21 protein-coding genes are annotated in these 22,994 nt (G+C 69.3%); 8 read left to right on the top strand and 13 right to left on the bottom strand.

Annotated elements, in window-relative coordinates; genetic code table 11:
• Positions 1 to 151 precede the first annotated feature (151 nt).
• A complete protein-coding gene (locus VMD91_14815; protein ID HTW85340.1) occupies positions 152 to 895 on the top strand; it encodes an FRG domain-containing protein in 744 nt (247 codons plus the stop codon).
• Between the two features lie 126 nt (positions 896 to 1,021).
• On the opposite strand, the gene VMD91_14810 is transcribed toward VMD91_14815, so the two are convergent.
• On the bottom strand, positions 1,022 to 2,062 hold the full coding sequence (locus tag VMD91_14810; protein ID HTW85339.1) for a hypothetical protein: 1,041 nt from the start codon (positions 2,060 to 2,062) through the stop codon (positions 1,022 to 1,024).
• Between the two features lie 101 nt (positions 2,063 to 2,163).
• Between VMD91_14810 and VMD91_14805 the strand changes: the two genes are divergently transcribed.
• Entirely contained in the window at positions 2,164 to 3,153 is a 990-nt protein-coding gene (locus VMD91_14805) for an IPT/TIG domain-containing protein (GenBank protein ID HTW85338.1), read from the top strand.
• Here the strand turns inward: VMD91_14805 and VMD91_14800 are convergent.
• From VMD91_14800 to VMD91_14785, 4 genes are read right to left on the bottom strand one after another with little or no spacing between them, the layout of a single operon-like run.
• Complete coding sequence (locus VMD91_14800; GenBank protein HTW85337.1) at positions 3,150 to 3,707, bottom strand: chromate transporter; 558 nt, start codon at positions 3,705 to 3,707, stop codon at positions 3,150 to 3,152. The two genes, VMD91_14805 and VMD91_14800, sit on opposite strands and share 4 nt — an antisense overlap.
• Positions 3,704 to 4,270, bottom strand: a complete 567-nt coding sequence (locus VMD91_14795; GenBank protein HTW85336.1) for a chromate transporter — start codon at positions 4,268 to 4,270, stop codon at positions 3,704 to 3,706. The genes VMD91_14800 and VMD91_14795 overlap by 4 nt, the downstream gene beginning before the upstream one ends.
• Positions 4,254 to 4,844 (bottom strand): TetR/AcrR family transcriptional regulator, encoded by a 591-nt coding sequence (locus VMD91_14790; protein ID HTW85335.1) that lies wholly within the window; start codon positions 4,842 to 4,844, stop codon positions 4,254 to 4,256. The genes VMD91_14795 and VMD91_14790 overlap by 17 nt, the downstream gene beginning before the upstream one ends.
• A complete protein-coding gene (locus tag VMD91_14785; protein HTW85334.1) occupies positions 4,841 to 7,996 on the bottom strand; it encodes a hypothetical protein in 3,156 nt (1,051 codons plus the stop codon). The genes VMD91_14790 and VMD91_14785 overlap by 4 nt, the downstream gene beginning before the upstream one ends.
• 92 nt (positions 7,997 to 8,088) lie before the next feature.
• On the opposite strand from VMD91_14785, the gene VMD91_14780 reads away from it, so the two are divergent.
• Positions 8,089 to 9,102 (top strand): thiamine pyrophosphate-dependent dehydrogenase E1 component subunit alpha, encoded by a 1,014-nt coding sequence (locus tag VMD91_14780; protein ID HTW85333.1) that lies wholly within the window; start codon positions 8,089 to 8,091, stop codon positions 9,100 to 9,102.
• A gap of 86 nt (positions 9,103 to 9,188) precedes the next feature.
• On the top strand, positions 9,189 to 9,788 hold the full coding sequence (locus tag VMD91_14775; GenBank protein HTW85332.1) for a hypothetical protein: 600 nt from the start codon (positions 9,189 to 9,191) through the stop codon (positions 9,786 to 9,788).
• Here VMD91_14775 and VMD91_14770 read toward each other — a convergent pair.
• Positions 9,785 to 10,483 carry a hypothetical protein gene (locus tag VMD91_14770; protein HTW85331.1) on the bottom strand — a complete coding sequence of 233 codons (699 nt, stop codon included), beginning with the start codon at positions 10,481 to 10,483 and terminating at the stop codon, positions 9,785 to 9,787. The genes VMD91_14775 and VMD91_14770 overlap by 4 nt on opposite strands.
• 93 nt (positions 10,484 to 10,576) lie before the next feature.
• Here VMD91_14770 and VMD91_14765 point away from each other — a divergent pair, with 93 nt between their 5' ends.
• Positions 10,577 to 11,968 carry a S41 family peptidase gene (locus VMD91_14765; GenBank protein ID HTW85330.1) on the top strand — a complete coding sequence of 464 codons (1,392 nt, stop codon included), beginning with the start codon at positions 10,577 to 10,579 and terminating at the stop codon, positions 11,966 to 11,968.
• Here VMD91_14765 and VMD91_14760 read toward each other — a convergent pair.
• Genes VMD91_14760 through VMD91_14750 form a run of 3 tightly spaced genes read right to left on the bottom strand, consistent with a single transcriptional unit; the run spans position 11,965 to position 14,059 of the window.
• Positions 11,965 to 13,314, bottom strand: coding sequence for an NAD(P)/FAD-dependent oxidoreductase (locus tag VMD91_14760; protein ID HTW85329.1), 1,350 nt, complete (start codon positions 13,312 to 13,314; stop codon positions 11,965 to 11,967). The two genes, VMD91_14765 and VMD91_14760, sit on opposite strands and share 4 nt — an antisense overlap.
• Positions 13,315 to 13,374: 60 nt before the next feature.
• Positions 13,375 to 13,497, bottom strand: coding sequence for a hypothetical protein (locus tag VMD91_14755; GenBank protein HTW85328.1), 123 nt, complete (start codon positions 13,495 to 13,497; stop codon positions 13,375 to 13,377).
• Complete coding sequence (locus tag VMD91_14750) at positions 13,487 to 14,059, bottom strand: hypothetical protein (protein HTW85327.1); 573 nt, start codon at positions 14,057 to 14,059, stop codon at positions 13,487 to 13,489. The genes VMD91_14755 and VMD91_14750 overlap by 11 nt, the downstream gene beginning before the upstream one ends.
• Before the next feature lie 6 nt (positions 14,060 to 14,065).
• Here VMD91_14750 and VMD91_14745 point away from each other — a divergent pair, with 6 nt between their 5' ends.
• The 3 genes from VMD91_14745 to VMD91_14735 all read left to right on the top strand — a co-directional run bounded on the left by VMD91_14745 (position 14,066) and on the right by VMD91_14735 (position 16,891).
• Complete coding sequence (locus tag VMD91_14745) at positions 14,066 to 14,923, top strand: site-2 protease family protein (protein HTW85326.1); 858 nt, start codon at positions 14,066 to 14,068, stop codon at positions 14,921 to 14,923.
• A complete protein-coding gene (locus tag VMD91_14740; protein HTW85325.1) occupies positions 14,920 to 15,483 on the top strand; it encodes a hypothetical protein in 564 nt (187 codons plus the stop codon). Before VMD91_14745 ends, VMD91_14740 begins: the two co-directional genes overlap by 4 nt.
• A gap of 181 nt (positions 15,484 to 15,664) precedes the next feature.
• Positions 15,665 to 16,891, top strand: a complete 1,227-nt coding sequence (locus tag VMD91_14735; GenBank protein ID HTW85324.1) for a glycosyltransferase 87 family protein — start codon at positions 15,665 to 15,667, stop codon at positions 16,889 to 16,891.
• Between the two features lie 10 nt (positions 16,892 to 16,901).
• On the opposite strand, the gene VMD91_14730 is transcribed toward VMD91_14735, so the two are convergent.
• The 4 genes from VMD91_14730 to VMD91_14715 are packed head-to-tail and all read right to left on the bottom strand — an operon-like array spanning position 16,902 to position 22,981.
• Complete coding sequence (locus VMD91_14730) at positions 16,902 to 18,551, bottom strand: peptide ABC transporter substrate-binding protein (GenBank protein HTW85323.1); 1,650 nt, start codon at positions 18,549 to 18,551, stop codon at positions 16,902 to 16,904.
• 13 nt (positions 18,552 to 18,564) lie between these two features.
• Complete coding sequence (locus VMD91_14725) at positions 18,565 to 20,187, bottom strand: peptide ABC transporter substrate-binding protein (protein ID HTW85322.1); 1,623 nt, start codon at positions 20,185 to 20,187, stop codon at positions 18,565 to 18,567.
• 2 nt (positions 20,188 to 20,189) lie between these two features.
• Entirely contained in the window at positions 20,190 to 21,851 is a 1,662-nt protein-coding gene (locus tag VMD91_14720; protein ID HTW85321.1) for a peptide ABC transporter substrate-binding protein, read from the bottom strand.
• A complete protein-coding gene (locus VMD91_14715; GenBank protein ID HTW85320.1) occupies positions 21,851 to 22,981 on the bottom strand; it encodes a hypothetical protein in 1,131 nt (376 codons plus the stop codon). The genes VMD91_14720 and VMD91_14715 overlap by 1 nt, the downstream gene beginning before the upstream one ends.
• Between the last annotated feature and the right edge of the window lie 13 nt (positions 22,982 to 22,994).

Here is a 22,994-nt window from a genome sequence, read left to right as displayed (position 1 = left end):
CGTCACTAGCGCGTTCGCGACACTGGAAGAGAACGACGCGCAAACTGGGTCCAAGCCCGAAGCGTCGAAACTTGAATGATGTCGACGCTTCTTGCTAGATACGGCCGGAGTCGCCATGAGTAATGTGCCTTTAGAGGCGACTTGGGGACGCATGACTGAGGACATTCGTAGCTTTGAAAATCTTGAACATGCGGTTCAACTTGCAAATACAAGGTTCGGCTCCGACGTTTACTGGCGGGGACACGGCAACGCTGCATGGAATCTTCGGCCTCATGTTTTTCGTGATCCTAGGTATCACGAAATCTCGTTGTTGATTCGATTCACCCTCGGGGCTCCGGCGCGCATGCCTAATCCACCACCCTCGGCCGATCTCTTTGCATGGCTGCAATACGCGCAACATTATGGACTTCCGACTCGCCTGCTGGATTGGTCAGCGAGCCCATTGATAGCTTTGTACTTTGCGGTATGCAATGTTGAGCACGACGATGAAGATGGTTGTATCTGGGCGCTAAATCCAAGCGGGCTCAACAAACAACATCGCAATCAGTATACGCTCTTGATGCCAAGCCACCCAGACGTGATGGTGCTCGTGCAACAAGCGTTCGGCCAAGTAGCTCCTTACGATGGGGCTGCATCCCGACGGGCACTTGCCGTTACGGGCCATCTAATTGACCTTCGTATGCTCGTGCAACAAGCCCAATTTACGATTCATAGCGAGGGGACCGATTTGAGGGACTTGCCCTCTGTCGACTGGCTACTATATCAGTGGCACATCCCAAAAGGTTCAAAAGGCTTCTTACGAAGTTGGCTTCGAAGATGGGGCGTCACCAAAGGAACGGTTTACCCCGATCTTGGCGCATTTGCAGAGGAACTCGGGCAACTTCCGAGTCCCTAGCCGGCGCGATAATCGAGCGAGATAACGGCGCCGATGTTGCGACGAACCGTGATCATCCACTATCAATCGATCGACAAGGGCGCGGATATTCCAAGCCTAGACCCCTTTCGGCAGAGCCGTGTCGGGCTAGAAGACCGGGATGATGTCTTCGGGGCCGATGTCGCTGACGTCGACGCCGTCGAGGTCGAGCTCGGGGATGGCGGGGAACTCGATCCCCCACTCGCCGACGATCGCGCGCACGCGCGCCAGGGCGACCCGCCAGTTTTCGGCCTGCTCGTCGTAGGTCAGCACGCCCAGGCCGGCGTCGCGCGCGTGCTGCACGAGCACGCGGTGGTTCGGCAAGAAGTAGTCGGGGATGTCCCAGAACTGATTGGGCGGCTCCCACAGGATCATGCTCAGGAACACGAAGCCCGCCCGCAGCTGCTTGGTGATGAGCGTCTTGTACTCGTCGGAGAGTCCCGGCCAGTCGCGCTCGAGTACCGTCAGACAGATCGCGAGGTGGCGCGCTTCGTCCTGGCCGACCTTGGCGAAGATCTGCTTGAAGACCGGGTGCGTCGCCTTCTTCGACATGCCGAAGAACAGCGTCGAGCTGGCGACCTCACCCATTAGGAACGAGGTGAACAGCACGCTGAGCGGATACTTCTGCAACGAGTTCGAGTAGCCGGACCAGTAGCGGCCGCCGTTGTGATAGAGCCAACCGATGTTGTTCTGCGCGGCGCGCGCGAGATCGCTGGTGGCCGTGAAATCCATCGGGCCGCCCGGCACGAGCTTTTGGATCGCGCGCTGGCAGACTTCCTCGTGGTTCATCTCGTCGCGCGTGATCGCGAAGAAGCACTTGCGGATCGGGTCTTCCTGGTGCGTCTCGAACGCGTGGATCGTCGCCTTGGCGAACACGGCCGGACCCGAGCCGTCGAAGTTCGCCAGCACCGCGTACCAGTACATGATCCCCAGCCGCTGCTCTTCGGTGAAGTCCTCGGCCCGCAGCGTGTCCCACGGAAAGTCGGACGGATTCCAGACGTGGCGCTTGGAGCGCTCGTAGATCTCGGCCAGCTTGGGCGTCTCGACGCGCCACTCCATCGGGAAGATGTTGGGCTGCGGGACCTCCGGGAACGGCGCGAAGCCGCCGGCGGGGACGACGAGCTGCGGGACCTGGGCCGTGCTGGACATGCTGCGGGTTCCTCTCCCTACCAAATGGTCGGTTCATGCCCAGTATACCCGAGCCGGTGGTGCAGGGCAACGGGCAAGCTTCGAGAAGCCGCTCGCTCGACATGGTCAGCAACTTCGTACCGCGCAGCTCGACGGTGACGCGCGCCGGTGCCGTGCTCTGCCTCGTCGTGCTGGGCTGCGTCGTCTACGGCATCGGGCACGCCGCGAGCGGGCACCCGGTGGGCAGCCCCACCACCTGGGGTTGGGCGCCGGTCCTGTTCGCGACCGGTCTGACCGCCGCGGCCACCGGGCAGTGGAACCCGTTCTCGATCGCGGCGGGCGCCGACGGACGCTTGAGCCTCTCGAAGTGGCAAACGGTCATCTGGACGTTCGTCGCGCTGTGGGCGTACGTCGTGCTGTTCGTCCACAACGTCGGCCTCGCGTGCACGCCGTCCGACGTCCAATCGTGTCAGCTCGGCTTCCCGCAGAGTCTGCTGGTGCTGCTCGGCTTCTCCGCCACGACGCTGATCGGCGCCGCCGGCATCACCGGCAGCCAGATCGCGAAAGGCACGATCGTCAAACAACAGGCGCAGCAGCTCGACCTGAACTGGAAGTGGCTGGTCCTCGGCGACGACGGCAACATCGATCTGACCCGCTTCCAAGTACTGCTGTGGACGCTCGTCTCCGTCGGCGTCTTCGTCGGCGACGCCGTCGCCGCGCTGGCCGGAGCGACGTTCACGCCGAACCTGCCCGACATCGGCAACGCGCTCGTCCTCTTGATGGGCTTCGGTCAGGCGACGTATCTGGGCGGCAAGCTGATCGTCACGCCGGGCCGCCCGACGATCCTGAACTTCTCCGCACCCAGCGTGCAGGTCGGTCAGTCGGTGACCGTGACGGGAACCGGCTTCGGCGCGGCGGATCCCGGTTCGACGTTGCGCCTCAACGGCGCCGTCGTGCCGACCACGTCGTGGGCCGACACCACGATCGTGTTCACCGTCCCGCCGGCGCAACCGTGGAACCAGCAGCCCTGGCAGCTGCCGGCGACGCCGGGTGTCACCGTGCTGGTCGGCGCGCTGACCAGCGAGGCGAAGACGCTCACCGTCGGCAGCTAGCGCAGCGGTACGATCGCGCCGAGCGCGGCGGCGATCGCGATCCACGCCAGCGGGTTGAGCTTCCAGCGCAGCGTCGCGAGCATCGTCGCAAGCGCGATCGCGCCCAACGCCGCCGCGATCCACGCGTTCGAGGACGGCCACGCGCGCACGGCGCTGAGCCACACCGCGATAGCGGACGCCAGCATGAGGCCGCCGGCGACCGGACGGAGCGCGCGCCGCAGCGCGCCGACGGTCGCGTTGTCCTGATGGTGCCGCAGCCAACGCGCGCCGGCGACCGCGACCAGGGTCGAGGGGACGACGAAGGCGAGCAGCGCGACGCCCGCGCCGGCCAGACCGGCGACGTGCCAGCCCACCAGCGGCACCAAGAGCAGGTTCGGGCCGGGCGCCGCCTGCGCCAGCGCGACCGACGCGTTGAACGCCGCCGGCGTCAGCCAGTGCATCTGGGTGACGGTGGTGGCGTGGATCGCCGGCAGCAGCGCGTTGACGCCGCCCACCGCGATCAGCGAGAGCCCGGCGAAACGCAGCGCCAGCACCGGCAACGGATCGTCGGTCATCGCGCCCGGCGCAGCGCGAGCAGCTCGACCGCGAAGCCGACGCCGACGGCCGCGATCGTCGCGTACGGCATCTGCGTCGAGCGCCACAGCACGAACGCCGCCAGCGCGCCGCACAGCGCGAACGCGAACGTGCGCCGCTGCGCGATCGTGCCCAGCACGCGCAGCGTCGTCGCCAGCGTCAGGCCCGCGCAGGCGGCGACGATCGCGGACTCGACCGCGACGACCCGCGCCGCGCCGGCGAACGGTTCGATCAGCGCGGCCAGCACGAGCGCGACCACGGCCGGCGGCACGATCAGCGCGGCCAGCGCGACCAGCGTGCCGGACGGCCCGTGCCAGCGATCGCCGCAGATCGCAACCAGATTGACGATGTTCGGACCCGGCAGCGCTTGGCCGACGCCCGACAGCTCGGCGAACTCCTCGGGCGAGAGCCACTGCGTGCGCGTCACGAAGACGTGATACGCCTGCGGGCCGATGCCGCCGAACCCGAGCAGTCCCAGTCGCCCGATCTCGCGCGCGATGGCCGCGAGCGTGGGCGTCGCGTGCGACTCAGCGGCCGCGGACACCGAGCCCCTCGAACACCATCAAGACGACCGTCGCGGTGACCGTCGCCGGCTCGAGCACGCCGCCGGGCCGGTACCACTCGACGACCGAGTTCGACATGCCGAACACCAGCCGCACCGCTAGCCGCGGATCGAGATCCGCACGCAAGTCGCCGTCGCGTTGCGCCCCGCGCACCAGGTCGGTGACGATCCGGTCGAACTCGCGCCGCCGCTCGAGCGCATCGCGCTCGCTCTTCGCCGTCCCGCGCGCGCGAAAGAGCACGGTCAGCTCCGGCAACAGCCGCAGCGTCACCTCCGCGACGCGGGAGACGATGTACTGCAAGCGCGCCAGCGCACGGCCTTCGAGGGCACCCGGCTCGCGCAGGATCGCGAACAGCGCGTCGAGCGCGCGGGTCAGCCCGCGCTCGAGCAACGCCTCCTTGCCGCTGACGTGGTGATAGATCGAGGCTTTGGTGATTCCGGCCGCGCGCGCGACGTCGTCCATCGACGCGCCGTCGTAGCCGCGCTCCGCGAAGACGCGCAGCGCGACGTCGGTCAGCGTGTCGATGTCGTACGGGCGACGCGGCTCCGAGCTCACGGCGACGAGGAAGGCGCGGGAGACGGCGTCGACGGCGCGGGCGGCGCCGCGCGCATCGACGGCGAGGCGAACACCCCGGGTCCGAGCAGGCCGACCACGTCGCGGCGCACCGCTTCGTAGCGGGTGCGCAGCGCCGCCAAAGCGGCCTCGTGTTGGGAGAACGGGGGCTGCAAGCTGCCGCCGAGCTGACCCATGAGCGAACCGATCTGCTCGCGCATGCCGTCGGGCTGCGTGACCCCGTCCTCGTCGTTGCGATCGTTCGCGGTCAGCTCGTGCTGCAGCGCGAGATAGCGCGCGCGCTGCGCCGGCGTCGCGGTCTTCAGCCGCGCGTCGATCGCGTTGAGCGCGCGATCGACTTCGTCGTACCAACCGAACAGCGTGCGCAGGAAGTCGTGGCGTGCCACGCGCTGCTCGGGGGTGAACGGACTCTGCGGATCGTCGACCAGCGTGAAGGTCTGGGTGAAGACGCGGCCGTCGCGGTGCAGTTTGGCGACGTACGTTCCCGGCAGGGCCTCGGGGCCCGAGAGCGGCCCCATGTTCTGCACGCTGGTCCCGTTCCAGCGCGTCGGGCCGTCTTCGGTGCCGTCCCAATTGACGCGCACGATCCCCTTGCCGTTGGGCACCCAGTATTTGCGGCCGTCGTCGGTCAGGTACGAGCCGCGCAGCTCGCGCACCGGGACGCCGTCGGTGGTCGCGATCTCGATCCACGGCCGCTGCTTGGCCGGCGTGGCTTGATAGAAGCTCAGCAGCGCGCCGCCGGGCGCGGCCGGGCCGACGAAGAAGTTGGACGGCATCGAGCCGCCGTCGCCCGGTTCGACCGACGGGAACGACGCCCACAGCGTCGCGGTGCGCACCGGGAAGAACATCGTGCCGGCGGCGCGCGCGGCGGCCAGCCGCTGCAGCGGCGTCGCGTCGTCCAGGACGTAGAAGCCGCGGCCGTGCGTGGCCAAGATCAGATCGTTCACCTGCGGCTGCACGGTCAGGTCGTAGACCGGCGTGCGCGGCAGGCCGAGCCCGACGCGTTCCCAGCGCCCGCCGCGATCGTACGAGACGAACAGACCGTTCTCTGTCCCCGCGTAGAGCAGGTTCGGCTCGCGCGGATCCTGGCGCACGACGTGCACCGGCGCGTCGGCAGGCAGGTTCGACGGGATCGCGTGCCAGCTCGCGCCGTAGTCGTCGGTGACGTAGACGTACGGCCGGTCGTCGCCCAGATCGTGCCGGTCGAGCTGCACGAACGCGGTGCCGGCCGCGTACGGGCTGGCGTCGATGGCTTCGATGCGGCCGTAGGTCGGCCAGCTCGACGCGCGCACGTCGCGCCAGTGCGCGCCGCCGTCGCGCGTGATCTGCACGAGCCCGTCGTCGGTCCCGACCCAGATCGTCTGCGGATCCTTCGGCGAGGGCGCGATCGCCAGCGTGGTGTCGTAGTACTCGGCACCCGAGACGTCGAGCTCGATCGGACCGCCCGACGCGCGCTGATGGGCCTTGTCGTTGCGCGTCAGATCGGGGCTGATCGGCGTCCAGTGGCGGCCGCGATCGGTCGTCGCGAACACCACGTTGCCGCCGAAGTACGCCGTCTTTCCGTCGGGCGAGAACGCGAGCGGAGCGTTCCAGTTGAAGCGGTACGGCGAGGCGGCGAACGAGTCACGCGAGGTGAACACGTCGCGCGGGAACGGCGTCACATCGATGCTCTGCCGCGCTTTCTGATCGTAGATCCCCAGGATGCCGTCCTCGGTGTTGGTCCAGATCAGGTTGGGATCGCGCGGATCGGGGATCGCGAACATGCCGTCGCCCCCGGCGATGGCGAACCAGTCGCGGTTGAGCAGGCCGATGCCGTTGCGCGCGGTCGTCGGACCGCACCACGAGCTGTTGTCCTGCAGCCCGCCGCAGATCAGGTACGGCTTCTCGTCGTCGGTCGCGACGTGATAGAGCTGCGCGAGCGGGATGCGATCGAGGAACGACCAGCTCCCGCCCCCGTTGCGGCTGAGCACGACGCCGCCGTCATTGCCCTCGATGATGCGCTTGCCGTCGGCCGACCACCAGATCGCGTGGTTGTCCGGGTGCAAGTAGCCTTCGAGGTGCTTCCAGTGCTTGCCGCCGTCGGTCGAGACGGTCATGTACATCGAGAGCGAGATGACGCGGTTCGGGTTCGTCGGATCGACGCTCAGGTGGCTGAAGTAGAACGGCCGCTGCTCCGGCAGCGTGCTGGAGGACATCTTCTTCCAGGTGTCGCCGCCGTCGTCGGAACGCCAGATCGTTCCCTGCTTCGACTGCACGACCGCGTAGACGCGGCGCGGATCGCTCGGCGCGACCGCGACGCCGATGCGTCCGAGCAGATCGGTCGGAAAGCCGTGCCCCTGGATCTTCGACCAGGTGCGGCCGCCGTCGCGCGAGCGGTAGAGGCCGTCGTTCGGGCCGCCGCTCGAGAAGTACCACGGCCGGCGGCGGAACTGCCACATCGCCGCGAACACCGTCCGCGGCGCTTTCGGGCTCCACGCCAGGTCGGCCGCGCCGCTCGATGGCCCGAGCGCCAGCGTGCGCGACCAGGTGCGGCCGCCGTCGGTCGTCCGATAGACGCCGCGCGCGTCGCTGTCGGCCCACGGATCGCCGAGCGCGGCGACCAGCGCGACGTTCGGATCGTGCGGATCGACCAGGATCTTCGCGATCGTCTTGGTCGCCTCGAGGCCGACGTGCTTCCAGTGCTTGGCGCCGTCGCGCGAGACGTAGACCCCGTCGCCGTACGAGACGTCGTTGCGCGGGTTGGCCTCGCCGGTCCCCGCCCACACCACCTTCTCGTTGCTCGGCGCCACCGCCAGCGCGCCGACCGCGCCGAACGCCGGTCCCGTCCACGCGGACGCGAACGACGTCCCGCCGTCGCTCGACGCGAACACGCCGCCGGCCGCGCCGCCGACGTAGTAGACGCGCGGATCGCGATCGCTGCCCGCCACGGCGCTGACGCGGCCTCCCGACGCGGCCGGTCCGACCGCGCGGAAGGTGAACGTCGGCGGCACCGGTGTCGGCTTGACCGCCGGGCGTTTGACCGACGGGCGCAGGACGGCGCCGCGCGGCGCGGTGGCGGGGGACGCGGTCGCGCCCCCGAGGCTCGGAAGCGCCGTCACACAAAGCGCGACGACGAGCACGGGAGCGGTTCGCATGCGGCGTCATTCCGAAGGCAACGTGCCGTTCCCCGCCCACCCGACCGCTCGGTAGGTGCCGTCGGCGGAGCGCCGGAAGGGGACGGACGACGATGCCGACCACCGCCAGCAGCCCGACGTTGACCCGCGAGCAATCGCTCAAGCTTTTCCGCGACATGGTGACCCAGCGAGCGGTCGACACACGCGGTTTCCAACTCAACCGGCAAGGGAAGATCGGCATCGCGATGGGCTCTGAAGGGCACGAAGCCGTGCAAGCCGGGACCGGCCTCGCGTTCGAACGCGGCAAGGATCTGCTCTACCCGTACTATCGCAACACCGGGCTGATTCTGGCGGTCGGCTTCCCGCTGGTCGACTTGTTCCGCTCGCAGCTGGCGCGCGCGAACGATCGCACCGGCGCGCGCTCGATCATCAACCACGTCACCGCCAAAGATCTGGGGATCGCGTCGATCTCCTCGATCATCGCCGCGCAGTGCACGCACGCCGTCGGCGCCGCCTGGGCGCTCAAACGCGCGGGCGCGCGCGACCGCGTCGTCTTCTGCCAGTTCGGCGAGGGCGCGACCAGCCAAGGCGAGTGGCACGAAGCGCTCAACTTCGCGGCCGTCCACGCGCTGCCGGTGCTGTTCCTGTGCGAGAACAACCAGTGGGCGATCTCGACGCACGTCTCCAAGCAGATGCGCGTGCCCGAAGTGGCGCCGCGCGCCGACGGCTACGGCATCCGCGGAATGAGCTGCGACGGCTTCGACCCCGTCGCGGTTTATACGACCGTGCGCGACGCGCGCGCGCACGCGGCGGCCGGCGACGGCCCGGTGCTGGTCGAGTCGCACTGCTACCGCTTCCTCTCGCACACGACCGACGACGACGACCGCACCTATCGCTCGCGTGACGAGGTCGCCGGCCAGCGCCCCAACGATCCGCTGCCGAAGTTCGAGCAGTCGCTGATCGAAGCGGGGACCCTAACCGCCGACGAGGCGCGCGCGATTCGCCGCGAGATCGCCGACCTGGTCAATCGCACGACCGACGAGGTCGAAGCGGAGCCGTTGCCCGCGGCGGCGACGCTCTACGGCAACGTCTACGCCGGCGCCGACGACGCCTGGATCACGACCTGATCGCGCTGCTCGCGCTCGGAACGCTGCTCGCCGCGGCGCCGACGCCCTCCCCGACGCCGACGCCGCGCGCGCACGCGAAGCTGCTCGTGCCCGGACCGCAGTACGTCAGCATCGGCATCACCGCCGTGCCGCAGGTGCGCGATGAGCACGATCCGCTCGCGGCGATCGGCGCGAGCGAGCCGTCGGCGTGGCAGGCCGGCGAGTCGCGGCTGTTCGGTCGCTACGCGGTCGCCAGCGTCACGGAATACCGCTGGTACCTCGATCCGCCCGGGCCGGCGGCGATCCACCGCTTCGAGGTCCAAGCCGGCGGCGGGGTCGGGATTGCGCCGCACCTGTACGTCGGCGGCGCGACGTTCGCGCGCCCACAACAGGGCGATCCGCCGATCCACGGGCTCGGTTACGGCCTGCTGTTCATGCCCAACCCGAACGCCGCGGTCGCGCCGTACGGATGGGGCTACGCGTATCCGAACGTCGGCGGCAACGCGCTGCTGCCGGACGGCTTGCACACCGCGCTGACCTATCGCGGCACGTCGTATCGTATCGGGGTCTTGCTGCGCCGGCCCGGCAACCGCGCGGCACTCGACCTGAGCTGGTCGCGCACCGCGCTCTTCAACCGCACCAACGCGCCCACGCCGTATCAGGAGAGCGCGCTGGCGATCGGCCTGAACTACCGCCTGGGCCGCTAGCCCCGGCGCACGACGATCGCGCCGTTCACCGACGAGAGCGAGAGGTGCTGCGCGCCGTCGCCGAGGACGCCGTTGGCCTTCGCGCCCAGGCCGTACATCGAGCGCGTGACGGCGAGACCGTCGGCTCGGATGTCGCCGTTGAGCGTGTTCGCGCTGACGGTGACGCCGCTGCCGGCCGGCAAATCGATCTCGATGCGGCCGTTGACGCTGCTGGCGCGCAGCGGAGCCGACGAACGCCGGCGCTCCCAGACGCGCACCCCGCCGTTGACGGTCGTCGCTTCGTCCACGTGCGGCGCGTCGATGCGTACTTCACCGTTGACGCTCGTCCCGCGCGCCGGGCCGGCGGCGACGACGTCGACCGGGCCGTTCACGTTGGCCGCCGCGACCCCCACCCCAGCGGGGACCGTGATGTCGAAGTCGACCTCGGTGTCGTTGTCGTTCGCGCCCTGCGAGCGCTGATCGCACCCGCGGTCGGTGTCGGGCGGGTAGCGCACGCAGACCGCGACGCCGTCGGCCGACGTCTCGACCTTTACCGCGACCGTGTTCGGATCGCTGCGCTCGGCGTGTTTGCGCGCGTCGATGACCAGATGCGAGCCGACCCGCACGCGCACGCGCCCGCTGAGGTCGTGCACGGTCAGCGTCTGCCCGGGCCGAATCGCCGGCTCGGCGTGGAACGGGGCGCCGGCGAGGGCCATAACTAAAAACATAGTTACAAGGTACAAGGGGCTATCACTTCTGTCAAGGGGTGTCCCACAGTAGCTCGCCGTGCCGCGCGCGAAGGGCCGCGCATGCGAATGGAGCGCGGATCGTTCCTGCGGATCGGGGCGGCGCTCGGCATCGCGCCGCTGCTCGGCGCGGCTGCCGCTGTCGCCGAGCCGACGTTCACCGCCGAGGTCGTCCGCGCCGACCTCGACGCCATCTGGGCAGCGCTGCTCGACGTAGGGGCCGATCCGTTCCTGGCCGCCGACCGTGCCACCGTCGAAGCGCTCTATCGCTCCACGCGCGAAACGATCCGCGTGCCGCTCACCGTCCGCCAAGCGTGGCTCGCGATCGCACCGGTGCTGGGCGCCCTGAACGACGGCCACGTCTCGCTCGGCTTCGACGGCCTACTCGCCGCGGCGGCGCGGCGCTTCCCGCTGCGCTTCGCCCTCGCGCCGGACGACGCGCTGGTCGTTCTCGTCGACGAGAGCGCGACGATTCCGCGCGGCAGCGAGATCGTCTCGATCGACGGCATCGCCGCGCCGGAGTACGTGCACCTCGCGCTCGCGGCGCTCGGCGGCCAAACCGAGAGCCTGCACCGCACCCGCGTCTCGACGGAGGGGTCGGCCGTGTCGTTCGCGCTCTTCGGCGAACGACCGACCTATCACGTCGTCTGGAAGTCGGACGGCGCGGTGCACGAGCGCGACGTCTCCCTCGCGACGGCACCTTCGCGCGCGACGACGACGACGTCCGAGCCGTACACCTATGGCACGATCGCCGGCGGCGGCGTGGGCTATCTCGACTACCGTCGCTGCGAAGGGTTCGCGCGCTTCGGGCGATTCCTCACCGAAGCGGTGCCCGCCATGCACGACGCGTCGATCAAAGCACTCGTGGTGGACATTCGCCGCAACGGGGGCGGCGACAGCCGCCTGAACGACGAGCTCTGGACGGCCGTTTCGAGCAAGCCGTTCAAGCAGTTCGGCGGCGTCATCGTCAAAGCGTGCGATCGGCTCAAGCGCGAGTACGGTGAAGACAAGTACGTCGAGATCTACGGCGCCCGCGCGTGGTCGGCGCCTGACGGGACCATCATTCCGATCCGTGAAGGGCCGAACGACGACCTCTTCACGCCGGCGCGCGACGTGCCGAGCCGCTACACGGGACCCGTCTATCTCCTGATCTCGCCGCAGACGTTCTCCTCGGCGATGTCGTGCGCGCTGGCGGCCAAGGACTACGGTCTGGCGACGATCGTCGGCGAGGAAACCGGCGAGCCGGTGGACTCGACCGGTGAGGTCTACACCTTCACCTCGCCCGGTCTCGGCTTCAAAGCCTACTTTACCACCAAGGTCTTCCTGCCGCCCAAGCCGCAGCCGCCGCGCCAGGGCGTCGTGCCGGACGTCGTCGTACGGACGACGCCGGCGGACGTGGCGGCCGGCCGCGAGCCGGTGCTCGATCGAACGCTCGCGCTGATCGCGTCTGCCTAACGGCGCTCACCGATCGCGGCGTCATCCCGCGTACGCTGCGTGTACAGACGCAGCTCGGCGATGTCGCGCCGGAACAGCAGCCCCAGCGTCCAATCGATCGCGACGCGGAACCGTCGGTCGAGCCCCGGCAGTCGAACCAGATAGTACGATCGCCATAAGAACCAGGCCGGGAAGCCGGTCAGCACGATCCCGCCCGGCAGCGCCGCGACGGCGGTGCGCGCGCCGAGCGACGCCATCGTGCCCAGCGCGGTGAAGTGGAACGGTTTGGTCGGCTGGCCGCGCAGCGTCGCGACGAGGTTGTCGGCCAGCGCCGGACCTTCACGAATCGCGTGTTGCGCCGTTTGCGGATACCAATCGCCGCGATTGCTCTGCTGCGCGTCGGCGACCGTCGGGATCCAGGCGCAGTCGCCCAGCGCCCACACCTCCGGCCGATTGAGCGCGACGAAGTCCTGGTGCACCATGATGCCGCCGTTGCGCGCGTGCACGACGCCGTCGAGATCCTTGAGCACCGGCGAGGGCCGCACGCCGGCGCTCCACACGATCGTCGCCGAAGGCACCATGCGACCCGACTGCAGCGCGACGGCATGACGGTCGATGCGGGTCACGCCGTCGCCCAGCATCAGCTCGACCTTGCGGCGCTGCAGGTTGCGGGTCGTGTAGCGCCCCATCTGCGGCGGCAAGTCCGGCAGCAGCGAGGCACCGGCTTCGATCAGCACCATCCGCACGTCGACCAGTCGCAGCGGATGATAGAACGGCACGATCGAGCGGAACAGGTCGACCAGCTCGCCGGCGCACTCGCAGCCGGTGTACCCGCCGCCGACGACGACGAACGTCAGCAAGCGATCGCGCTCGGGGCCGGGCGGCGTGACGACGGCCTGCTCGAGCGCCGCGACGATGCGATTGCGCAGCACCTCCGCGTCTTCGAGCGACTTGAGCGGGAGCGTGTACTCCTCGACGCCGGGGATGCCGAACGTCGAGGTCACGCTCCCCAGCGCCAACACGAGGTGGTCGTACGCCAGGTGCGTCATCGCACCGGTGATGACGTGCTGTGCGTCGACCTCACGCAAGCGCAGGTCGAGCCGGGTGATCTCGCCGAGCACGAACGTCGTCCGCTTCAGCTGCGCGCGGATCGGCGTCGCGATGTGGCGCGGCTCGAGCTCGCCGGAGCTGACCTCGGGCAGCATCGGCGTGAACAGCGTGAAGTTCTCGCGGCTCACCAGCGCGATCGACGCCTCGTCGGGGCGCAGCCGCCGCTCGAGCCGCTCCGCGACCGAGACGCCGGCGAAGCCGCCGCCGAGGATGACGATGCGCGGACGCCCGTCGGCGGCAGGCGTGCTCGTACTCACGCTCCCACCGACCCGGTCACACGGCTGCCGGTTCCGAGCTCTCGCGCGCGATCGAGAGCTTCAGCGCGCGGACGGTGCTCCGGTCCACGGCGTCACCCACGGGTGCCACACCATCGCGACGATCAGCAGGACGCCGAGCACCAGCAGCGCCCACAGCGCCGCGCTAACGAGCCTAGCGGGCATCGGGGGCCGCGAGCAACGCGGCGATGCGGGTGCGGAACCAGTTGCCGGTCGCGGTCGCCTCGGCGGGCTCGAGCGGGAGCGGTGACGCACGCAGGCGCGCGATGTCCCAGCGCTCGCCCTCGCCCGCGCCGAAGTAGCCGTCCTCGAGCGCCGCTTCGGCGTGCGTGCGCACGGCGTCGAGCGCGATGCCGTAGGCACCCACCAGCCGCGCGGCGAGCACGCACAGACCCTCCGCTTGCGCCGCCGTGATCGGTGCGCCGCCGAAGTCGTCGGGACGCGCGTCGCGCATCGCCGCGACGGCCAGGCCGATCGACCAGCTGTTGCGGCCGCGCGTATGGGCGGCGTAGGGCTCGTCGGGCGCGAGCCGCACGTCGCGCATGTTGTCGCGCAGGTCGTGCGTGTGGTGCACGACCACGTCCTGCGGGCCGGTCAGGCAGAAATGGTATGCCGGAAAGACGGCCGCGTAGTCGCCCCCGCTCCAGTGCAACGAGATCGAGCGCAGCGTGCCGGCGGGAAAGGTCGGCCGCCATTCACGGAGCGGGACGGGCGGAGCGAGAATCACCGGGAGATGTACGACGACGACCAGCGCCCGCCCGAGGACCGCCTCCAGCAGCCTCGGCAGGGCAAGCAAGGCGGCGCCGCGCGCACGGCCGGCGGCGCCGTGCTCGGACTGGCCGCGCTGGTCGCCAAGTTCTTCGCCGCGATCAAAGCCGGGTTGCTCGCGCTGGGCGGCCTCAAGTTCCTGATCTTCGTCCCCAAGCTCATCAGCTTCGGGTCGCTGTTCGCCTCGATCCTACTCTACGCCGCGCTGTTCGGCGGCTGGAAGATCGCGATCGTGTTCGTGGCGATGATCCTGGTCCACGAGCTGGGCCACTACTTCACCTGGCGCAACTTCGGCGTCCCGGCCCGGCTGCCGGTCTTCATCCCGGGGCTGGGCGCGTTCACCGCCGCGCCGGGCGGAACGCCCGCGCAGAACGTCGCCGCCGCGATCGCGGGGCCGATCTTCGGCATCGGCGCCGCCACCGTGTGCTGGATCTACGGCCTGGAGACCGGTGAGCGTTTCTGGATCGCGTGCGCCTACATCGGCTTCTTCTTGAACTTCTTCAACTTGATCCCGCTGCCGCCGTTCGACGGCGGCGCCATCGCCGGCGCGATCGACGCGCGCCTGTGGTACGTCGGGATTCCGCTGTTCGCGCTGTTCATGATCTTCTTCGCGCACAGCGCGTTCAGCCTGATCTTCCTGGTCCTGATCGGCTTCGCCGCGTACCCGCGCCTGCGCGCGCTCTGGCACGGCCAGATCGATCCGCGCGCCTCCGGGCTCACCCCGCGACAGCGGCTGTGGACCGGCATCGCGTACTTCGCCACCGGGTTGATCGCGTTGGCCGGTGCCTCGGCGACGATCGTGGAAAACACCGCCGCGCGATGAAGGACGACGACGAGGGGCGCGCGCCCGATTTCGCCATGCAGCGCGCGGTCGAGATCCTGGCGCAGGTCTACGAGCGCTCGCGGGCCCGCGCCAACGTGCCGCCCGCGCCGCTGGACCGCCCCGTCGTGCTGACCAGCGATCAGCTCGTGTTCGCGGTCGGCACGACGACGCGCGCGGACGTCGAGAAAGCCTACGGCGTGGCCTTCCAATACCCCATGCGCGGCTGGCACAGCTACGCCGCCCGCGAAGGCGGCGCGCGCAACTTCCTGAGCCTGTTCTACTCGAAAGACGTGTTGGTCGCGGCCGAGTACTATCTGCCGAAAGCCGATCGCGCGCCCGGCTTGGCGGCGCGCGACTACGGCAGCTTCCGCTTCTCACCCGGCGACGTCGCGCTGGGCGCCTCGACCGCCGCGCTCGACGAACGCTACGGTCCGGCGGTCGGCGGTCCGGCGCCGGTCGTCTACGCCGAGGTGTTCGAAGCGCGTTTTCCCGGCGGCGTCGCCTACGTCATGGGCAACCACGGCCGGATCGAGCGGCTCGGCCTCTACGCCGGCACGTAGCGCGGCGCTAGCGCTGGCGGTCCTCGCCGCGGCGCTGGCGTTCCTGATCGTACCGCCGCCGCCGACGCAAGGCCCGTACGGCCGCGACTTCGAGGCGTACTACGCCGCCGGCGCGACCTGGAACGCGGGCGGCAACCCGTGGTCGCGCGAGCTCTGGCGGGTCGAGCGCACGATTCCCGGTGTGCGCGCGCAACGCGACGAGCTGCTGCCCTACGTCGGGCCGGCCGCGGCGTTGCCGCTGTTCGGCGCGCTGGCGCGGCTGCCGTTCGCGACCGCGGAGCGCGTGTGGAGCGGGCTGCTCGTCGCGGCGCTCTCGACGTTGGTGCTCGTCGCGCTGGCGCTGGTCCGCACCCGCAGCGTGCGCGCGCTGTTGGCCGCGTTCGCGCTGGCGCTGACGGCCGGCCCGGTGACGAGCGCGCTGGGCCTGGGGCAATCGGCGTTGCTCGCCGCGGGCGGGATCGCCCTCGCGCTGTGGGCGCTCGAGCGCGACGACGTCGCAACCGCCGCGCTCGGTGCGCTGCTCGCGGCCGTGCAGCCGAACCTGGCGCTCGCGCTGGCGGCGCGGTTGCGCGACCGGCGCGCACTGACGGCGATCGCGCTCGCGCTAGGCGCGTTCGCGCTGCTCACCGGGTGGGCGTCGCCCGACCTGGCCGGCTATCTGCGCGTGCTGAGCCGCCACGGCGCGGCGGAGCGGTTCGACGCCATCCAGTACACGCCGGGCGCGATCGCCTGGAGTCTGGGCGCGCCGGCATCGCTGGCCAACGCGCTGGGTCTGCTGTGCGCCGTGCTGGCGCCGGCGGCACTCGTCGCGGTCATCGTGCGTACGCGCGCCGGCGCGCTCGAGAGCACGCTGCTGGCGTTGGCGGCGCTGCCGTTCGCGGTGCCGTTCTTCCACGAGCACGACTTCGCCATCGAGCTGCTGCCGCTGCTCGTGCTGGCACGCACGACCCGCGGGCCGCTGCGCGCTTGCACCGGCGTCGCCCTGACGCTGATCCTCACCGACGCGTTCGGCCTCGCGCAGCGCCCGGGGGCGCAGCTCGCGATCCTCGCGCAAGGTCTGGCGGTCGCCGCCGCGTTCGTCGCGCTGGGGCGCGAACGGGTACGCGCCGCCGACCTCGCGCCGGTCGCGACGCTGGCGCTGTTAGCGCTGCTCGCCGTGCCGCTGGCGCGCTCGGCGCCGGCGCCGGTGTGGCCGGACGCGCTCGGCGCGAGCTATCGCGCGCCGGCCGGCGCGGACGCCGGTGCGCTGTGGGCCGACGAGCAGCGCGCCGCCGGCCTGGACGCGCGGCGGCCGCAGTGGGGCGCGCTGCGCGCGCTCCCGCTGCTGGGTTGCCTCATCCTTGGTGGGGCTTTAACACTCCGCTTGGCGGACCGCAGCGCAGCGAGGACCGCGAAGGGTTCGGCATAGCCGAACCCACCTAGATGTCGACGTTCATCATGTCGTCGAACGGCGAGACCTGGTTGGGGTGGAAGTTCTTGAGGTCGCTGTTGTAGCCGTAGATGTCCTCGCCGATCCACATGATGACCGTCGGCACGTCGTTCGCGATGTGCTCCTGGACGATGTCGGCATACTTCTGACGGGCTTTGGGGTCGTAGATGCCCTTGAAGGCCTCCATCGCCGCGTCGACCTGCGCGTTGCAGTACCGCACGACGTTCTGGCCGTTGGGCGGGATCTGGTTGCACTCGTAGAGGTTCGAGAGGTCGCCGATCGTGTCGCCGCCCCACTGGAAGACGATGATGTCCCACTTGCCCTTGAGCACGATGCCGCCTTCGGCCATCGGCGCGAACATCAGCGAGGACGGGTAGTGCTGGACGTTGATCGCGACGCCGATCTTGCGCCAGTCGGCGCGGATGAGCTCGATCATCGAGTCGGTGTCGGGCGTGCCGGCCGAGGTCGCGAAGTCGAGCACGAGCCGCTTGCCACCCTTCGTCCGCACGCCGTCGGCGCCGCGCCGCCAACCGGCCTGATCGAGCAGCGCGTTGGCGCGCGCCAGATCGAAGGGCACCTTCGGGATGTGCGAATCGAAGGCGGGGTTCTTGGGCGACACCGGCGTCTCTTGGAGGATGCCCAGCCCGTGGCGCAGCTTTTGCCGGATGTTGTCGCGGTCGATCGCCAGCCGCAGCGCTTCGCGCACGCGCACGTCGGCCAGCACCGGGTGCTGGTTCTGGAAGTCGAGGTGGCTGAAGTAGTAGCTGGGCTCGCGCAGCGTCGCGACGCCTTGGATCGCCTGCACGCGCGGATAGTACGACGCCGGGACATACGGCCAGAGATCGATCTCGTGCGTCGTCAGCTGGGTCAGCACCGTGTTGCGGTCGGGGATGACCTTGAAGATGACCTTCTTGAGCTTGGGCATCCCGCGGAAATAGTACGGGTTGGCCTCCATCTCGACCGAGTCGCCGCGCGTCCACTTGGTGTAGCGGAACGGTCCGATGCCGACCGGCAGCGCGTTGTACGGCGCGTTGTTGATGTTGGGCAGATTCCCCAGCAGGTGCTTGGGCAGGATGCACGGGTTCGCGCCCGCCGAGCCGAAGAACGTCGGGAGATACGACGCGTACGGTTTGCGCAGATGGTAGACGACGGTGTACTTGTCGGGCTCGTCGATCTTCGTGATCAGATCCCAGCCGTCGCGGCTGACCTCGTTGTTGGCCTTGTTGAGCACGACGTTGGTCGAGAACACGACGTCGTCGGCGCTGAACGGCTGCCCGTCGGACCACTTGACGCCTTTGCGCAGGTGCCAGGTGATCGTCTTGCCGTCCTTGCTGATCCCGCCGTTCTGCTGCGTCGGGATGACCGTCAGCAGCTCGGGAACGGGCTTGTTGTCGCGGTCGTACTTGGCCAGCCACGCCATCGTCATCGACGACATGTAGCCCAGCGTCGTCTGCTGGACCAGGTGCGGGTTGAGCCCGGCGACGTCTTCCGCGTTCGCGTAGCGCAGGACGTGCGGCTCGGTCCACAGGTGCTCACCGCCGGCACCGGTCTGACCGGTTCCCGTCGAGCCGGGGCTGCCGCTCTGCGTGCAGCCCGCCAGCGCCGTGGCGATGATGATGGCGGCGAACGATCGCTTCAAGGTCCGTGCTCTCCTAGATGTCGGCGTCGACCAAATCGTCGAACGCGGAGACGTTGTTGGGATGAAACCCGTGCAGGTCGTCGTCGTACGCGAAGACGTCTTCCCGTGCCATCGTCACGATCGTCGGGACCTCGGCCGCCAACCGCTCCTGGAGCGTGTCGGCGGCGGCCCGGCGGACCGCTTCGTCGTCGCTCGCGTTGAATCGTTCCATGGCGGCGTCGGCGGCCGCGTCGCACCAGCGCATGACGTTCTGTCCCGCCGGCGGCGCGCGTTTGCACTCAAATAGGTTACTGACGTCGCCGTTCGGCCCCGTGTACCAAGCGAAGTAACCAACGTCGAACTTGCCGGCGTAGAGGACCCCGCCGGCCTGAAACGGCGCGAAGTACAGCGGCGAGGGGTAGTGCTTGACGTCGATCGCGACGCCGACCGCCGACCACCAGGTGCGAATGAGCTCCATCATGGCGTCGCTGTCGGGACTGCCCGCCGCCAGCGTGAGCGTCAGCGCGAGGCGCTTTCCGTCACGCACGCGGACGCCGTCGGAGCCGCGCCGCCAACCCGCTTGGTCGAGCAGTGCGTTCGCCGCGGCGGGGTCGTACGGAACGCGCGGCAGATCGACGTGGTACGGGTGCCCGGGAGCGAACGGCGTCTCTTGCAAGATGCCCACGCCGTGCCGGACCTTCGCGAGGATCGTCGGCCGGTCCAGCGCGAGGCGCAGCGCGCGGCGCACGCGCACGTCGTCGAGCGGCGGGTGCTGCAGCTCGAAATCCAGGTGCTCGTAGCCGTACGACGGACGGCGCAGCACGGCCACCGCCGGGATCGCGCGCACGTCGTCGTAATAGGCCGGCGGCACCGGCAGCCAGAGATCGATCTCGTGCGTGCGCAGGCGGGTCAGCGCGGTGTCGCGGCTGGTGACGATCTGGAACTCGACCCGCTGCAGCTTGGGCTTGCGCCCGAAGTAGAGCGGATCGGGAACGAGCACGACGCGGTCGCCGCGCTGCCACGAGGCATATTTGAACGGACCGATCCCGACCGGCAGCGCGTTGTAGGGCGCGTCGTTGATATTGGGCAGCTTCCCCAGCAGATGCTCGGGCAGGACGCACGGATTCGCCCCGGCCGAGGTGAAGAAGTTGACCGGAAAGCCCACGTCGACGCTGCGCAGCCGCACGACGACCGTGTACGGATCGCGCGCTTCGATCGTCTCGATGTGGTCGAACCCGACGTGCGTGCCTTCGTCGTTCGACGGGTTGAGCACCGCGTGGGCGGAGAACACGACGTCCGCGGCGGTGAACGGCGCCCCGTCCGACCAGCGCGCGCCGCGGCGCAGACGGTACGTGTACGTGCGCCCGTCGGCCGAGATCCCGCCGTTCGCGCGCGAGGGGACGGCCAGCGCCAACTCCGGCACCGGGCGGTTGTGCTCGTCGTACCGCAGCAGCCACGCCATCGTCAACGACGAGAGGTACGAGAGCGTGAGCTGCTGGGCGAGATGCGGATTGAGGCCGACGATGTCTTCGCCGGTCGCGTAGCGCAGGACGTGCGGGATCGTCCACGGGTGGCGCGCCCGCTCGCCGGGCGCCGCGGGCGCGATCGTGCCGGCGAAGAAAACCAGGCTCGCCAGCGCCGGCACGAGTGCGCGCACGCTCAGTAGTGCAGGTTCCAGACGTCCCAGAACGGCGTCGTGATCACCGGCGTGGGCTGGAACCCCTTGAGCGCGCTGGTATACGCTTCGGCGTCCTTGCGGAACCACAGGATGATCGACGGATCGTCCTTCGCAAACTCTTCCTGGACGATGTGGTAGAGCGCGATCCGCTTCGGTTCGTCGACGGTTTGGTTGGCGGCGTTCATCGCGTCGGTCGCGCGGCGGTTGTTCCAGAACAGCCCGTTCTGCCCGTGCGGCGCGAAGTCGTCACCGGAGTAGATCGCACTGTTGTCGATGTCCGCCGCCGCCGTCCAGGCGAACAGCACGACGTCGGACTTGCCGCCCTGGATGATGCCGTTCGCCGTGTTGTCGAAGAACATCGGCGTCGGGTAATTCTTGACCTCGGCGTCGGCGCCGACCGCGCGCCAGTACGCCTGGAGCTGCGCCTGGACGCGCTTGCCCTGATCGGACTCGACCTGGGTCGAGATCTGGAAGCTCAGCCGCTTGCCGTTCTTCACGCGAATGCCGCCCGGACCGACGTGCCAGCCGTCCTGGTCGAGCAGCGCCTTCGCCTTGGCCGGATCGTACGGATACGTCATCACCTTCGGATCCTGCATCTTGGGAAACAGCGTCGGATCGAGGAAGGTGTTGCTCAGCTCGCCCAGCCCCAGACGCACTTTGTCGAGCAGCGACTTGCGGTCGATGGCGTAGGTCAGCGCGCGGCGCACCAGCACGTCGTTGAACGGCGGGTGGCGCAAGTTGAAGTCGACGTGGTCGAACACGTAGACGACCGGGGTCGCGACCTTGACGCCGGCCGCGCGCCCGAGGAAACCCATCGACGCCGGCTGCAGATTCCACGCCACGTCGACCTCGTGCGTCTGCACCTGCGTCGCCAGCGTGTTCTGGTCGGGGATGATCTTGTAGACGACCTCGTCGATCTTCGGCTTGCCGAAGACGAAGTTCGGGTTGGCCTGCATGCGGATCGCGTTGCCACGCTCCCAGGAGAGGAACGTATACGGCCCGCTGGTCACCTGCGGCCCCGAGTTGTAAGAGGCGGTGTTGAAGCTGCCCTTGGCATCGTTGTACTTGGCCAGCACGTGCTCGGGCATGATCGGACCGTTGCCGTTGACGCCCCACAGCTGTTGCAGAAACGGCGCGTAGACGCGCTTCATGTGCACGACCGCGACGGCCGGATTGCGGCAGTCCAGGTCCTTGATGTCCCGCCAGCCCTCCGTCGTGTTGACGTTGTTGCGCGGGTTGATCATCACTTGCCAGGTGAAGCGGAAGTCGCTGCACGTCACCGGGACGCCGTCGCTCCACTTGTCGCCCGGACGGATCTTGTAGATGAGCGTCAAGCCGTCTTTGGAGACGTCGCCGTTGGCGATGGTCGGCACCTCGCTGACGGCGTCGGGAACCGGCCGCGCGTGGTCGTCGTAGAGCACCGCGTATTGGTACAAGAAGGCCGAGAGCGTCCCGACGGCCTGCGAGGTCGCCAGCGCCGGGTTGAGGTTCTTCGGGTCTTCGGCGGTCGAGATCGAGAGCACGTTGGGATGGCTGGTGTCGCTCATCGCGTTGCCGCCGGTGGTCCCTTCCCCGACCTTGGTGCAGCCGCCCAGGCCCAGCGCGAGCAGCGCGGCGAGCGCGAGGGCGCGGCGCGCGCGCATCAACGCATCGTCTCCGGGTCGACCCCTTGCGCGGCGCAGAAGTCGCGGAAGGCTTGCGGTGCGATCTCGGACGGCTTGATCTCGCTGCGGCCGCCCCAGAAGACGTTGGTGTAGTCGAAGTCGATCCCCGCTTCCCGCAGGTGCTGATCGATCGCGGCCTTGTGCGCCAGAACCGTCTCCTTCTCCGTGCCGTGTGCGACGCCCATGACGTTGACGCCGCGAAACTCCGCGCCGCCTTCGCGCCAATAGGCATGGGTCATGATGTAGTGCCGTCCCACCTCACGACCGGCGTCGATCTCGCGCCCGACCGGGACCTTCCAATGGAAGAGCGCGTTGTAGCGGGTCACGCTGGCGCCGCCGGCGGCGGCGTTGGGCTTGACGTGCTCGAGGAAGGTCGAGAAACGCCCGATGACCTTCTTGGCGTCGAGCGCCTTGCCGACGCGCTCGAACTCCGCGAGCGAGACGCCCGCCGCCGCCGCCCGCGGCACCCACAGATCGCGCACGATCTCGTCCGGCGCGAACTCGCGCTTGATCGCCGTCAGCACGCGCCACTCCAGCGGGTCGAGCGAGACGATCTCGGTGTCCTTGGCCTCGGCCAGCACGTCGGCGCGCGCGCCGGGCTCCATCCCGCGCCGCCGCACGTGCCCCACGCCCAGCGCGAACAGCCGTTTCGCCGGCATCAGGCGGTAGTGCTCGGCACCGATGCGCTGCGCGAGGAACGCGACGTACTTGGCGATGTCGTAGCCCTGCGGCACCTTGAGGGTCGTCCACAGCCGGTAGTTGGAACCGGCCGTCGCCGCGTCGGTGGTCCGGATCACGACGTGGCCCGAGAACGGGTCGACGTCGGACAGCCACGCGAAGGCGTCGTTCAGCCGGTCGGCCGGCACCTGCCACGCGCACAGGCTGCCCTCGGCCAAGTTGGTCGCCATGAGCGTCTGGCGCACGCGGCGGATCGTGCCGGCGCGCAGCATCGCCACGACCCGCTCGAGGACCGTGGCGACGTCGACGCCGCTGCGCTCGGCGATCTCGCCGAACGGGTCGAGCTGGAAACCTTGGAGGCGATCCTCGCTGACCGCGAGGATCGCCGCGTTGGTCGGATCGTCGATCCAGACCGGGACGGTGGAGGGCATCGGGCTAGGGTTC

The sequence above is a fragment of the Candidatus Sulfotelmatobacter sp. genome (genome assembly GCA_035504415.1).
GTDB lineage: Bacteria > Vulcanimicrobiota > Vulcanimicrobiia > Vulcanimicrobiales > Vulcanimicrobiaceae > Vulcanimicrobium.
Note: the sequence above shows the minus strand (reverse complement) of the source record. Positions and strands in the feature narration are given on the sequence as shown.

Excerpts from the sequence above, each read along its gene's own strand:
- VMD91_14815 (HTW85340.1), top strand. The coding sequence starts at position 152 with ATGACTGAGGACATTCGTAGCTTTGAAAATCTTGAACATGCGGTTCAA.
- VMD91_14810 (HTW85339.1), bottom strand. The coding sequence starts at position 2,062 with ATGTCCAGCACGGCCCAGGTCCCGCAGCTCGTCGTCCCCGCCGGCGGC.
- VMD91_14805 (HTW85338.1), top strand. The coding sequence starts at position 2,164 with ATGGTCAGCAACTTCGTACCGCGCAGCTCGACGGTGACGCGCGCCGGT.
- VMD91_14800 (HTW85337.1), bottom strand. The coding sequence starts at position 3,707 with ATGACCGACGATCCGTTGCCGGTGCTGGCGCTGCGTTTCGCCGGGCTC.
- VMD91_14785 (HTW85334.1), bottom strand. The coding sequence starts at position 7,996 with ATGCGAACCGCTCCCGTGCTCGTCGTCGCGCTTTGTGTGACGGCGCTT.
- VMD91_14780 (HTW85333.1), top strand. The coding sequence starts at position 8,089 with ATGCCGACCACCGCCAGCAGCCCGACGTTGACCCGCGAGCAATCGCTC.
- VMD91_14770 (HTW85331.1), bottom strand. The coding sequence starts at position 10,483 with ATGGCCCTCGCCGGCGCCCCGTTCCACGCCGAGCCGGCGATTCGGCCC.
- VMD91_14765 (HTW85330.1), top strand. The coding sequence starts at position 10,577 with ATGCGAATGGAGCGCGGATCGTTCCTGCGGATCGGGGCGGCGCTCGGC.
- VMD91_14755 (HTW85328.1), bottom strand. The coding sequence starts at position 13,497 with ATGCCCGCTAGGCTCGTTAGCGCGGCGCTGTGGGCGCTGCTGGTGCTC.
- VMD91_14745 (HTW85326.1), top strand. The coding sequence starts at position 14,066 with ATGTACGACGACGACCAGCGCCCGCCCGAGGACCGCCTCCAGCAGCCT.
- VMD91_14740 (HTW85325.1), top strand. The coding sequence starts at position 14,920 with ATGAAGGACGACGACGAGGGGCGCGCGCCCGATTTCGCCATGCAGCGC.
- VMD91_14720 (HTW85321.1), bottom strand. The coding sequence starts at position 21,851 with ATGCGCGCGCGCCGCGCCCTCGCGCTCGCCGCGCTGCTCGCGCTGGGC.
- VMD91_14715 (HTW85320.1), bottom strand. The coding sequence starts at position 22,981 with ATGCCCTCCACCGTCCCGGTCTGGATCGACGATCCGACCAACGCGGCG.